The organism is Nocardia shimofusensis NBRC 100134 (genome assembly GCF_001613125.1).
In the GTDB taxonomy this organism is placed as follows: Bacteria; Actinomycetota; Actinomycetes; order Mycobacteriales; family Mycobacteriaceae; genus Nocardia; species Nocardia shimofusensis.
Genome location: NZ_BDBT01000029.1, coordinates 1 through 12,717 on the forward strand (window position 1 = coordinate 1; position 12,717 = coordinate 12,717).

The 12,717-nt window shown below is 71.7% G+C and carries 10 protein-coding genes and 2 pseudogenes; 6 read left to right on the forward strand and 6 right to left on the reverse strand.

Translation table 11 applies throughout. The features are described 5' to 3' along the window. The 3 genes and pseudogenes from NS3_RS29285 to NS3_RS23095 all read right to left on the reverse strand — a co-directional run. Nucleotides 1-413: pseudogene (locus NS3_RS29285) on the reverse strand (hypothetical protein); the annotation flags it as partial. Between the two features lie 241 nt (nucleotides 414-654). Further along, on the reverse strand, nucleotides 655-3,123 hold the full coding sequence (locus NS3_RS23090) for a DUF6049 family protein (protein WP_067863376.1): 2,469 nt from the start codon (nucleotides 3,121-3,123) through the stop codon (nucleotides 655-657). Further along, nucleotides 3,120-3,665 carry an NUDIX hydrolase gene (locus NS3_RS23095; protein WP_067863534.1) on the reverse strand — a complete coding sequence of 182 codons (546 nt, stop codon included), beginning with the start codon at nucleotides 3,663-3,665 and terminating at the stop codon, nucleotides 3,120-3,122. Before NS3_RS23095 ends, NS3_RS23090 begins: the two co-directional genes overlap by 4 nt. 133 nt (nucleotides 3,666-3,798) lie before the next feature. Here NS3_RS23095 and NS3_RS23100 point away from each other — a divergent pair, with 133 nt between their 5' ends. After that, nucleotides 3,799-5,244, forward strand: a complete 1,446-nt coding sequence (locus NS3_RS23100; RefSeq protein ID WP_067863537.1) for a CCA tRNA nucleotidyltransferase — start codon at nucleotides 3,799-3,801, stop codon at nucleotides 5,242-5,244. Between the two features lie 24 nt (nucleotides 5,245-5,268). Here NS3_RS23100 and NS3_RS23105 read toward each other — a convergent pair whose 3' ends face one another. Beyond that, entirely contained in the window at nucleotides 5,269-6,087 is an 819-nt protein-coding gene (locus NS3_RS23105; RefSeq protein WP_067863378.1) for a hypothetical protein, read from the reverse strand. A gap of 107 nt (nucleotides 6,088-6,194) precedes the next feature. On the opposite strand from NS3_RS23105, the pseudogene NS3_RS30175 reads away from it, so the two are divergent. The 4 genes and pseudogenes from NS3_RS30175 to NS3_RS23120 form a co-directional block, all read left to right on the forward strand. Next, a pseudogene (locus NS3_RS30175) lies at nucleotides 6,195-6,908 on the forward strand (LamB/YcsF family protein); the annotation flags it as partial. 45 nt (nucleotides 6,909-6,953) lie between these two features. Next, complete coding sequence (locus tag NS3_RS30615) at nucleotides 6,954-7,247, forward strand: LamB/YcsF family protein (RefSeq protein WP_373865338.1); 294 nt, start codon at nucleotides 6,954-6,956, stop codon at nucleotides 7,245-7,247. A 163-nt stretch (nucleotides 7,248-7,410) separates the two neighbouring features. After that, nucleotides 7,411-8,139: a 5-oxoprolinase subunit B family protein gene (locus NS3_RS23115; protein WP_067863381.1), complete on the forward strand. Its 729-nt coding sequence runs from the start codon at nucleotides 7,411-7,413 to the stop codon at nucleotides 8,137-8,139. Then, nucleotides 8,136-8,999: a 5-oxoprolinase subunit C family protein gene (locus NS3_RS23120; protein ID WP_067863384.1), complete on the forward strand. Its 864-nt coding sequence runs from the start codon at nucleotides 8,136-8,138 to the stop codon at nucleotides 8,997-8,999. Before NS3_RS23115 ends, NS3_RS23120 begins: the two co-directional genes overlap by 4 nt. Before the next feature lie 16 nt (nucleotides 9,000-9,015). On the opposite strand, the gene NS3_RS23125 is transcribed toward NS3_RS23120, so the two are convergent. Beyond that, nucleotides 9,016-10,611 (reverse strand): glycoside hydrolase family 183 protein, encoded by a 1,596-nt coding sequence (locus NS3_RS23125; protein WP_067863387.1) that lies wholly within the window; start codon nucleotides 10,609-10,611, stop codon nucleotides 9,016-9,018. Nucleotides 10,612-10,714: 103 nt separating this feature from the next. On the opposite strand from NS3_RS23125, the gene NS3_RS23130 reads away from it, so the two are divergent. Further along, the gene (locus tag NS3_RS23130) at nucleotides 10,715-11,245 is read left to right on the forward strand and encodes a hypothetical protein (RefSeq protein WP_067863390.1); all 531 of its coding nucleotides are present in this window, start codon (nucleotides 10,715-10,717) and stop codon (nucleotides 11,243-11,245) included. Between the two features lie 12 nt (nucleotides 11,246-11,257). On the opposite strand, the gene NS3_RS23135 is transcribed toward NS3_RS23130, so the two are convergent. Next, nucleotides 11,258-12,688: an MFS transporter gene (locus NS3_RS23135; RefSeq protein WP_245649765.1), complete on the reverse strand. Its 1,431-nt coding sequence runs from the start codon at nucleotides 12,686-12,688 to the stop codon at nucleotides 11,258-11,260. Between the last annotated feature and the right edge of the window lie 29 nt (nucleotides 12,689-12,717).

The window sequence follows — 12,717 nt, forward strand, 5'->3', positions numbered from 1 at the left end:
TGGCCCGGGTCGGCCGCGTTGCCGCGCCCGCCGGGGGCGGCGCCGGGTCGGCCGGGCACCGGAGCGGGCGGCGCCGCGGGGTCACGCTGTGCGGGGAACGGCCGCGAGGGCGGTGGCATGGGACCGGTGGCCGGCCCCATACGACGGCCGGGCGGCATCTGCGGCCTGCTGACCTGCGGGATGCGCGGAGGCGGGCCACCCTGCGGATCGCGCGCCGTCATACCGGGCTGATCCTGCGGAACAGGCCTGCGCTCCCACGGTGCGGACGGGGTCCGGGCAGGCGGAGCGCCTTGCGGCCGGTTGTCGGACTCTTCGGACGAGCGGCCGCCTGCCTGCCAGTCGTCGCGCTGCCGGTCGGGAGTGCGACGGTCGCCGGGCTGCGGCCGATGAGCGGAGAGGTCATCGTCGCTCATCATGCCTCCTGTGTCGTCCATGACCCGTGCCCGGCGGCCCGGTCCGGCGTTTCGCCGACCGGGCATCTTCCCCCGCCGCGCCCTCGGATGTCGAACCCGTGCCCACGCGGCGGCTGCCCGGCCGAGGCGCTCACCGGGCAGCCGCCCGGCACAGGTGCTGCGGGTGGTGCGCCTCGCGCCGCGGCGGATCCGCCGATTCTCTTCGATTGTTCCTTACCGAGCGCGGGTGCCGGGGCCCGACTCACTCGTCCGCCGGATCCGGCCTGCCACGGAACCGGTGGTAGAGCCTGCGACCGGCCAACCCGAACAGCAGCAGCGCGGCGCACGCGGTGATGATGGCCAGGATCTGGCCGTAGGCGTTCGATCGCACCGAGACCGATGTCGACTCGCCGAGCAGTACGCCCTCGGCGGTGGTGACCGAGATCGGGATCACCAGATTGCGGCTGTCGTTCACCTCGGTGGGCACCCGGAACGAACGGGTGCCGTTCGGTGGCAGCTGCTGTTCGCCCAGGTCGGTGATGTTCGCGCCGGGGGGCGCCTCGATGCGGAACCGGATCCGGATCGCCACCGGCAGGTCGTTGCGCGCCACCAGCAGCAGCGGGCTCTGCTCGGTGGCGAGGGTGTAGACGCCGCCCGGCGGCAGCACGGTCACCGAGCGATACAGCTCGTCGAGGGTGCGCGTGGTCTGGTCGAGGCGGCGCCGGGCCCACGTGTCGGGCTGGTCGAAGGCACCCGACCGCCGGTCCGACAGGGTGAGCACACGCAGCAGGTCGTCGCGTAGCGGGGTGAGGAATTCGCTCGGCGTCGGTTCCAGCTCGGGTACAGAGACCAGCGAGGCGAACAGCTCGGTGATCCGCTTGCCCTGCACTCTGGTCGGCTCGACGAACCGGCCGGGCACGGCGTCGCTCGCGGCACGCTCCGAATAGTCCAGTTCGTAGGGCACCGGATCGGGCGCCTGCGCCACCAGATCGGTGAGCGCGCGGGGGGTGGCCAGCCCGGCTCGCATCAGCGACTCGACCTGGCGCAGCAGCGCGGTCGCCTCGTCGCCGCTGGCCCCCCACTGCTGCGGCGGCATCATCAGCAGCGAGCGCGCGCCCGTGGCCTGCGGATTCACCGCCCGCCAGGTGATCGCGCCGAGCGCGTCCTGCAGACGGGCGGTTCTGGAATCGTTGGTGACCTCGTAGCGCACGCTGCCCGGCGTGAACGACGGCGTCGACGGGTTCGAGCCGACCGCGGCCAGCGCCGTCGCCGACCAGATGTCGAAGGTCGTCACCCGCAGAGCCGAATCCTCGGGTATCACCGGCGCCGGGGCCGCGGCCGACGATTGCGGTGCGCCCGCGGCGGGCGGGCCCTCGAGAGCGGGCGCACCGCCCGCCGCGGGTTCGGCGCTCACCCCGGGCAGGCGCACCACATCGGGCGCGGGCGCGGGATCGGCCGCCGCCCAGGAGCCGCCGTAGGAATAGTCGAGTTCGCCGGCCGTGCTCCCGGCGCCCGCGCTGCCCTCCGGCGCGGTCGCGGTGCCCGCCAGCACCGCGCTCCCGTAGCCGTGGCCGCGCAGCAACGCCGCACCCGCGGAGTCGAGGGCGCCCGCGTCGGGCAGGGCCAGCCCGCGCACCGAGTTCACCGCGAGTGTCGCGTCGACGATCTCGGCGGGCTCGGCCAGCGCGCGCGCTGTCAGCGCCGGATCGCCGACCGCGGCCAGCGCCGCCGGATCCACCTGCGCGTAGGGCAGGGCCACCGTGCACAGGGTCGGCGCCAGTGCGCGCAGCCGGTCCAGCCACGCCGCGGCCTGCTCCTCGCCGATCCCCTCCCTGGTCGCGCCGTCCGGGTCCGAGGGGCTGGCCAGCACCCGGTAGCCGGCGGTCATCGCCTGCACCGTCACCAGCAGATCCGGATCGATGGCCAGGCAGATCGACGAGGCCAGGCGGCGATCTCCGGTCGTTCCCGTCCCGATGACCGTCTCCAGCGCGCCGAGCAGCTGGTCGAGCCTGCCGCCCTTGCCGAGCGAACCGGCCAGCTCGTCGTCGGTCAGGACGGTGGTGCTGTCGACCGATCCGGTGACACCCGCCACCAGCCGGGGCCGGTCGGCCAGCGGCCACACCACGGTCGTCGCGACCGGCGCGGGCGAGGGCGGCAGTTGCGCGGCCGGGTCGGCCTGCGGAACCCCGAGCACCGGCAACAGGAAGCGCGCGTCGTCCAGCCGCGCCTGTCCGCCGTAGGCGGGGGTTCCGTTGACGTTCAGCAGCACCGGATACACGCCGGGTTCGCTGATCTGCAGCGATGCCTCCGAATCCGATCGCAGCGGAATGCTCACCGTGAACTGGCGTCGTTGCCCCGGACTCAGCTCGTCGACCACGTCCTCGAACGGGCCGACGAGGTCGTAGCTCACCTGGTCCAACTGCAGAGTCGAACGCAGCTGCGAGGGCTCGGTGACCGCCGCCGCGCGCTGCACGCGCACGCTGACGTCCTCCACGGGGCGGTCGCCGATATTGGTCACCGTCCCCGCCACCGTGAGCACCGGATCCGAGGACGGGGTCACCGTCGACGGGGTGACCGAATCCACCGCCAGTTTCACGAATTCCGGGGTCGTGGAATTGCTCGATCCACTCGGCTGAGCCCGCGCGGGTGCGGCAGGAGTCCCCGCCACCATCGCGACCGAACCCAGCAGAGTCAGGACCGCAACGAATAACCGGAACAGCCCACGCGTCATTGCTTGCCGGTCTCCATCCGGTCGATCAACCGATTCGCCACCTCCGCCAGACGCCGTTCGTCCGCGTAGGCCAATCGGGAATTCAACTCCGTCAACGGAACCCACGCCACCTGCGTGACCTCCACATCCGCATCGGACAATTCACCGCCCACCGAACGCAGCAGGAAATGATGCACCGTCTTGTGCACCCGGCGTCCTTCCGTGACGAACCAATAGTCGATATCGCCGAGCTCGGCAACCACGACGCCCTGGATGCCGGTTTCCTCGGCAACCTCGCGGATCGCGGTCTGCTCGGCGGTCTCCCCCTCCTCGATATGTCCCTTGGGCAGCGACCACAACAGGCGTCCGCGCCGGTCGGTGCGCCCGATCAGCGCGGCGCACCGCTGCTCGCTCGGACCGTCCAGACCGTCGACCACCAGCCCCCCGGCCGATGTCTCCCGGACGGTGCGCATGCGAGGTTTCGCCACATCGCCCGTCGTGGCCGCCGAACCGCGGCGCCGAGGCTGGCGGCGTCGACTGTTCGCGCGATCGGCCGGAGACACCAAGCAAGCTTACTGTGTCATTTCCCCGCTCCCGCGCCGCGGCGCAGCAGCGGGCGGCCTCCGCGCCGCCATATACAGTTCGTTCGTGGTTTCGCCCGAGTCCGGAGATGTCGTCGTGTCCGATCAAGTCGCCTTGGCCGCCGAGGAGAGGCGTACCCGATTGCTGGCCTCGGCGGCGGTGACCCTCGGCAGGCTGGACGATGTGCTGGCCCCGCTCGGCGCGTTGTTCGCCGCCCACGGCCACGAGCTGTACCTGGTGGGCGGCAGTGTCCGCGATGCCGTGCTCGGCCGGTTGGGCACCGATCTGGATTTCACCACCGACGCGCGGCCCGAGCAGGTGCTCGAGATCGTGCGCGGCTGGGCCGACCACCTCTGGGACACCGGCGGGCTGGCCTTCGGCACGGTCAGCGCGGCCAAAGCGAGTCAGCAGGTGGAGATCACCACCTTCCGCAGCGACAGCTACGACCGGGTGTCGCGCCATCCCGAGGTCACCTTCGGCGATTCGCTCGAGGGCGACCTGGTGCGCCGCGATTTCACCGTGAACGCGATGGCCGTGCGCATCGCCGCGGACGGTTCGCTGGAGTTCGTGGACCCGCTGGGCGGAATGGACGCGCTGCTGGCCGGCGTGCTCGACACCCCGGCCGCGCCGGAGGACTCCTTCACCGACGATCCGCTGCGCATGTTGCGGGCCGCCCGGTTCGTCTCCCAGCTCGGCTTCGAACTCGCGCCCCGGGTGCGGACGGCGATCGTGGCGATGGCGGACGAGATCGACCGGATCACCGCCGAGCGGGTGCGCACCGAACTGGACAAGCTCATCGCCGGCGCCCACCCGATCGACGGCATCGACGTGATGTGCGAGACCGGCCTGGCCGAGCGGGTGCTGCCCGAAGTCCCCGCGATGAAACTCGAGATCGACGAGCATCACCAGCACAAAGACGTGTACTGGCATTCGCTGACGGTGTTGCAGCAGGCCATCGACCTCGAGGACGGCGATCCCGACCTGGTGCTGCGCTGGGCGGCGCTGCTGCACGACATCGGCAAGCCCGACACCAAGCGCAACGAGCCGGGCGGCGGCGTCAGCTTCCACCATCACGAGGTGGTCGGGGCGAAGATGGTGCGCAAACGGATGCGCGCGTTGAAGTATCCGAAGCAGTTCACCGAGGACGTCGCCCGCCTGGTGTTCCTGCATCTGCGCTTCCACGGCTACGGCAAAGGCCAGTGGACCGATTCGGCGGTGCGCCGCTACGTCACCGACGCCGACGACCTGCTGCCGCGGCTGCACAAGCTGGTGCGCGCGGACTGCACCACCCGCAACAAGCGTCGCGCCGCCACCCTGCGCGCCACCTACGACGATCTCGAGGCCCGCATCGAGCGGCTGCGCGAGCAGGAGGATCTGGCCAGGGTCCGCCCCGATCTCGACGGCAACGCGATCATGGAATTGCTGGATCTGCGGCCGGGCCCCGACGTCGGGCGGGCCTGGAATTTCCTCAAGGAACTGCGCCTGGATCGCGGTCCGCTCACCCGCGACGAGGCCGAGGCCGCGCTGCTGGAGTGGTGGAAGTCCCAGCAGCAGGCGTGATCTGCCCCGTCGGACGACGAGCGGTCAGAAGATGATCAGCGTGGTGCCCGCGACCACCGCGTCGCGGATCTGCGCCAGATCGAACGAGGCGGTGGTCGCGGGGAGTTCCAGGCGGAAGCGCACCAGGTCGCCCTCGCGGGCGGCGTGCGCGATCCGCAGACCCCGCGGCAGATCCGACAGCAGCACCCCCGGCGGGTCGACCGTCATCCGCCGGGGCAACCGGATGCCGCGCCACCACGCCCGCTCCACCCGCAGGGTCAGGCGGTCGTCGGTGATCTGCCCCTCCACCAGCGCGGTCAGCTTGCGCGTGCGATGCCTGGCCAGCAGGCTGCCGTCCTCGCGCACCTCCATCCGCCAGTCCAGGTCGAGGGCGTCGATCCAGCTCGCCAGCTCGGCGACGGTGAGGGCGCCGATCAGGTCGATGCCCGCCACGCGCACCTTGGTCGGTACGCCGGGAACAAGCCGGACCCCGTGCGCGACAGCGGTGACCGTCTCGAACCGGCGCGTGTCCCAGTGCAGTTCGGAGAGCACCGTCTCGGCCTGGAAGTGCGCTCCGCGCCTGCGTACCTTCAACACCCGCAGCGTGGCGCGCAGTTCGTGGCCGATCACGGTGACCGCGATGTCCTGACCGCCGAATCGGCTGAGGATGCCCTCGCTGAGCATGGTCATCAGCACGTCGGGCAGCAGCGCGGTGACCGTGCCCGAACCCAGGTCGAGCACCGGATCCACCCACGCGGTGCTCGCGGCGAACCATTGCTCCGGCCAGGACTGTTCGAACAGCCGTCGGCCGATCTCGACGGCCCGCAGCGGAGACCAGGAGGTCGGATCGAAATACGCGGCCATGGCGGTTCGAGCGTACCGCCGGGCGCGCGTCGACACCGCTCGCGCGTCGCGTCGACAATGGAGGGACACGCCGAGGCAGGCGTGCGCACCAGGTGGAGGGAGAGACGATGCCGCTGGATCTCAACAGCGATCTCGGTGAGGGCTTCGGCCCGTGGACGATGGGCGACGACGCCGCCATGCTCGACCTCGTCACCAGCGCCAACATCGCCTGCGGTTTCCACGCCGGTGACCCGTCGATCATGCGCCGCACCTGTGAGCTCGCCGCCGAACGCGATGTCCGGATCGGCGCGCACGTCGGCCACCGCGATCTGGTCGGCTTCGGCAGGCGCACCATCGACATCGCCCCCGCCGAACTGCGCGACGAGGTGCTCTACCAGATCGGCAGTCTGGACGCCTTCGCCCGCGCGGCCGGCAGCCGGGTCCGCTATGTGAAGCCGCACGGCGCCCTCTATCACTCGGCAGGCGCCCAGCGCGATCTCGCCGACGCGTTGATCGCGGCGATGATCGACTTCGACCCCGCCCTGGTCCTGCTCGGTCCGGCGGGTACCGCGCTCGAGCACGCCGCGGTGTCGGCGGGTGTCCGGTTCGTCGGCGAGGGGTTCGCCGACCGCGCGTACACCGAGACGGGCGGGCTGGCTCCGCGCGAGGTGCCCGGCGCGGTGCTTCCCGCCCACGATGCTGTCGAACAGGCCGTGTCGATCGCCACGACCGGCGGGGTCAGGATCCTGCGGATGTCGTCGGTGACCGTACGCGCGGCGCGGGTGACGTCGGTCCTCCCGAATGCCGGGGACGCCGGGGACACGGTGGACACCACCTCGGTGAGCGTGACCTCGGCGATGAGTGTGTCCTCGGTCGCCGCGATCCCGATGGATCCCGTTCTGCTGGAACCGGTCCTGGTGGACCCCGCGCTGGTGAATCCCGTTCCGGTGAGCCGACCGGCGTACAGTGGTCCCGCGTACCAGGGCTCCTCGCGTGCCGACGACCGTGCGGCTGCCGGGATCGGCGCGGGTCGCGACGATGCCGACCCGGTCGACGAGGCCGTGCTGGTGCGCGCGCGGAGCCTCTGTGTGCACGGCGACAGCCCGGCCGCGGTGGAGATGGCCCGCAGGATCCGGGCTGCGCTCGCCGAGGCGGGTGTCGCGGTCGAGGCGTTCACATGAGCACGCGGATCGACGCGCGCTCCCACCGGGTCGATGCGCTCCACGGACGAGACGGACACCCGCCTGCTCGGGGACGACAGTCGGGCGCGGACTGCCGGGTCCGGGCGAGGATGTCGCGGGGACGACGGTCGTGCGCGGACTGCCGGGGCCGACCGGGGACGTCATGACGGAATCGGACGGCGCGGCGGGTCGGGGGCAGATCCGGGCCGCGGGTGATCGGGCGTGGCTGATCGAGCCCGGCCCCTCGGTCGGCGCGGCCGAGTTCGCCGCCGCGCTGCGCCGCGCCCGGATCGCCGGCGTCGAGGACATCCTGCCCGCGGCCACGACCGTGCTGGTGACCGTGGTGTCGCCCCTCCTCGCCGAATCCGTCCGCCGCGCGGCCGCCGATCTGATGATCGCGCTGAGCCGCGGCGGTGGCGCGTCCGGTGCAGTGGTTGCCGGGACGATGGGCGCCGGAACGATGGGCGCAGTGACGATGGGCGCAGTGACGAGGGGCCCCGCGGACGGCGACCCGGTGGTCATCCCGGTCCATTACGTCGGGGAAGACCTGGAACAGGTCGCCGAACTGCTCGGGACGAGCGTGCGCGCGGTGATCGATCGGCACACCTCGACACTGTGGCGATGCGAATTCGTCGGCTTCGCGCCAGGATTCGGCTACCTGCGTGCCTCGCACGACGAACTGTCGGTCCCCCGCCGGGAGCGGGCGCGCACGTCGGTGCCCGCGGGCGCGGTCGCCCTGGCCGGCGGCTATTCGGCGGTGTATCCGCGCAGTTCGCCGGGCGGCTGGCAGCTGATCGGGCACACCGAGGCCGTGCTGTGGGATGAGCGCCGCGATCCGCCCGCGCTGATCCGGGCAGGCGGCGCGGTGCGGTTCGTCGAGGCCGGGCGATGATGCGGGTGCTGGCGGTGGGGCCCGCGACCACCGTGCAGGATCTGGGCAGGCCGGGATGGTTCGACTCCGGGGTCGGGGTGGCCGGCGCCGCGGACCGCGCTTCGCTGCGGCTGGCGAACCGGCTGGTCGGCAATCCGGAACACGAGGCGGCGATCGAGGTGCTGCTCGGCGGATTGGTGGTACGCGCCGAACACCGGCACATCGTCGCGGTCACCGGCGCCCTCGCCCCCGCGTTCGTCGACGACATCCCGGTGGGGCACGCGAGTGTGCTGCGACTCGAGGAGGGGCAGACCTTGCGGCTGGGGCAGGCCGCGAACGGGTTGCGGGCCTATGTGGCGATCCGAGGCGGGGTGGCGGTCGAATCGGTGCTCGGTTCCCGCAGTCGCGACACTCTGGCAGGCATCGGTCCCGAGCCGCTGCGCAGCGGGGACACGATCCCGATCGGACCGCCGCCACGCACATGGCCTCCGGTCGATTTCGCTCCGGTTGCGCAGGTCGTCGAGGTCGTGGAGGTCGTGGAGGTGCACGCGCTGCCGGGACCGCGGGCGGACTGGTTCGCCGAGCCGGACGCGCTGTTCGCCGGGGAATGGGCGGTGGCTCCCGAGACCGATCGGGTCGGCGCCCGGCTGCATCGGCTCGCCGGTCCGCCACTGCGCAGGGCGATCGACAGGGAGTTGCGCACCGAGGGCATGGTGCTGGGGGCCGTGCAGGTGCCGCCGAGCGGTGAGCCGGTGGTGTTCCTCGCCGATCACCCGATCACCGGCGGCTACCCGGTGATCGCGGTGGTGCGCAGCGGCGATGTCGACCGGGTCGCCCAGGCCAGACCGGGACAGCGCCTGAAGTTCCGCCGCGCGCCCTGATTCGGCGTCCAGGACGTCAGCGCCCCCGCACCTGCGCGCGCATGAGATAGACGTTGTAGCTGTCCCAGGCCGACATGGTGAAGTACAGCTCGTCGCTGCTCGACCAGGGATGGATGAATCCGCCGTAGGCCTTCGGATAGTCGGCGGTGGACAGCATCGGGGCCGCCTCGCTCCACGCGCCCTGCGGAGCCATGGCCTCGCGCAGGACGATCGCCCCGCGCGCGGAGTCCAGGTAGGCCATCTGCCAGCGTCCGGCGCTCTCGTCGTAGCGCACCGACAGCTCGCTGGCGATGCCGAAGAACAGTGGTGTGGCCTCGTTCTCGGCCGTGGGCCGCCACGTCCCGTCCACCCAGTACTGATAGGCGGACTTGTTGAGCACGTGCTCCTTCGGCACGCGGGCCAGGCCGACCACGCCGATCCGGCCGTTGGGGGTGCCGAACATGTAGACGTGCTCGCCGTGCGGCACCATCGCCGCCACCTGGAACCGGCCGAGCCCGAACATGTTGTCCCACCGTGCGTGCTCGTCCTTGGTCCACGTCGAGCCGTTGTCGTCGGACCAGGCGATGCCGCCGTAGTTGGTCCACCACATCCCGGGCACGGTGCTCCAGCGGTTGACCGACATGTAGCTCATGTATTGCCTGCCGTCGAGCGCGAAGCCCGAGGTGGGGATGACCGTCGTCTCGAAGTTCTTGATCTTGCGGCTGGACAGCAGCTCGGCCGCGTGACAGCGGCTGTCCTGAACCATCGAGTCGATGGTCAGACCGTCGGAGAGATCGGTGTCGCCGCTGTAGCCGAGCACGTTGGAGCGCCAGTCCGAGCCGTTCGCGCCACCGTAGGTCCAGCCCTCCCCGAAGGTGTCGCCGAACGCGACGGCCACCTTGCCGGGCTCGGTCTCCCACATGACGCCCAGGTCGGTGCCGTTGACCTGCCAGCGCGCATCGGTGCGGTTCTCCGATCCGTGGCCGGTGACCTGGCCGACCATGTCCATCGCGCCGATCACCGGGGTAGCGGGCGCCGGGGCCTGCCCGCCCGGCTCGGCGGCCGGGGTCAGCTCGGGCGGTGCGGGTTGTGGGTCCGTGCGCGGTCCGCCGGGCACCGGGATGGGGATCGGCTCGATCTGCGGGCGGAATTCCAGGCGCGGCAGCTGGATTCCGAAGACGCTGCTGCCCACGCTGCTGCCGCCGGCCGAGCCGCTGCTCGACCCGGTGCTCGCCGAACCGGGATCGGGCAGTGCCGAGCCTCCCGACCCCGTCCCGTCCGGCACGGTGGGCTCACGCAGATCGGGGCAGGGATCCCCGCACGGATCCGCCGGTGGCGGATCGGCCTCGACCCGCACGTCGCGCTGCGGCGGGCCGGGCACCGGGACGAAGGTGAGTTCCGGCAGCGGGAAGAACAATTCGATCTTCTCCGGCAATCGCAGCGGGGCGTTCGGCTCGCTCGGCAGCGGCACCCGCGCGAGGGGATCGAATCCCGTTTCACCGCAACTGTTCACCGGGGCGGGCGTCCACGGATGGGGCGCGGCGGAGGCGGGAACGGTTGCGGCCCCTACCAGGCCGGTCACGAGAAATCCCAGAAGTACCGGGGTTGCCGGTCTTTTCGGCGTGTCGGTCATCGGCCGATCACCCTGGTCGTCACCACAAGATCAAGTTACCCGGTCTGTCACCCATTCGTCCTGGTTACGGAACCGGATCGCGGACTGTCGCGTCCAATCCGATATGACCGACATCGAGTACTCGTTCGGTACCGGCGACGGCGTTGTCCACGACTGGTCGAGCGCCGCGGATCTGGACCTGGCCGGGACCGGCCTCTTCGACGCGGTCCGACTGGATTTCGACGGCGACGGATTGGCCGACGACGCGCTCTGGGATTCCACCGGCGCCGGAGTCGCCGACATCGCCGCGCTGGACCTCGACGACGACGGCGTGCCCGACCATTTCTACACCGACCCGACCGGCGAGGGCACGTGGGATCACCACGTCTCCGGCTCCCCCGCCGATGCGGCGAACGAGCCCCTGGAGTGGATCGTCCGCACCGGCCCTTCCTCCGGCGCGGAGGTGGCCCCCGATGCGGGATCCTCCCCCGGCGCGACCGTGGCCTGCGATATCGCCTTCGGCCGGTCCGCCTACGCCGCCCTACCCGAGGCGGGCGAGTACTCCGGCCGCCCGGGCGACCAGAGGGTCGAGCAGTCCGCCACCGAAACCGGCACGGACCTTCCGGTCACCGACGAGACCGAACCGACTCGCTGAGCGCGCCCACGGTCACGGGGTCCGCCCGGCTCGCCGGGAGTTCAGCACGACGACCATGATCGCGAGCGCGTACCCGGCGGCGCCGATCAGCACGATGCCCGCGGACCTGCCGTTCTCGGGAATCACCAGCGCGGTGACCACGATCGACAGGACGAAGGCGATATTGAACACGGTGTCCTGCAGTGCGAACACCTGCCCGCGCCGGGTGTCGTCGATATCGATCTGCATCGCCGCATCGCCGGTCAGCTTGATGAGCTGACCCGCCAGCCCGAACAGGAACGCGCCCGCGAGCAACAGCAGATGGGCCCGCCGGCTCGCCTCGTCCGATACCGCCAGCGCGGTCGGCATCACCAGCGTGAGCTGGACGAATACCGCCGCCACCAGCCCGGCGAGCACACTGCGGGTCCGGCCGAACCGTGGGATCACCCACGGCGCGAGTGCCGCCGCCACCAACATGCCGGTGGCGCTGGCCGCGATCGCCACCCCGAACCCGATCAGTCCCCCGCCGACCGGGTCACCCTCGGCGGGCTCCCGCAACACCAGCACCATGATCAGCGTGTTCGCCCCGAACACCACTCGATGCGCCCCGATCCCGACCATCGCCGTGGTCACCTCGGGCGCGCGCCACACCGCCCCGGCCGCTGTCGACAGCCCGCCCGCGATCGCCCGCAACGCACCCCGGTCCGGCGCACTCCCGACCGCCGCCGCCCTCGAGCCACCGGCCGCCGCGTCGAGGACGGCGTTGTCGATCGCACCGGGCCGGCCGATCGGGGTGCCGGGCGAACCGGGTCCGAGGACGTGTGGCCGGAATCCGACGGCCAGCGCCGCGCCGATCACCGAGCCCACGGCACTGCACGCGACCGCGATCGCGGAACCGGCGTCACCCGCCCCCACCACGCCGATCACCACCACGGCCGCCCCCGCCCCCGCCCCGGCGAACCCGGAGGACACCGTCGCGAGGACGGAGTTCATCGCCACCAGCCAGTGCTGTGCCAGCACGCGCGGCAACGCGGCCGAAACGCCTGCCGCGACGAACCGGCTCACGCCGACCGTCGCCAGCGCGAGCAGCAGCAGCGGGGTCTCGTCGACGCCGGCGGCCAGCACCGCGGCGGCTGCCAGAATGAGCCCGACGCGCAGCAGATTCGCCAGCAGCAGCACCGCGCGCCGGTCCCATCGGTCCAGCAGCGCGCCCGCGTAGGGGCCGATCAACGAATACGGCAGCAGCAGGACGGCGAAGCCCGCGGCGATGGCCAGCGGGTCGGTCTCGCGTTCCGGGTTGAACAGGATCGCGCCGGACAGCGCCGCCTGGAACATGCCGTCGCCGAACTGCCCGGCGAACCGGACAATCGCCAGCCGGGCCACGCCGGGACTCTCGCGCAGCGCGGTCCGCAACGGTGGCCGGTTCTCCGGCTCCGAACGTCTCTGCGGCTCCCCGTCTGGCACCGGGCCGATTCTGCCGTGCCGACCGGTGG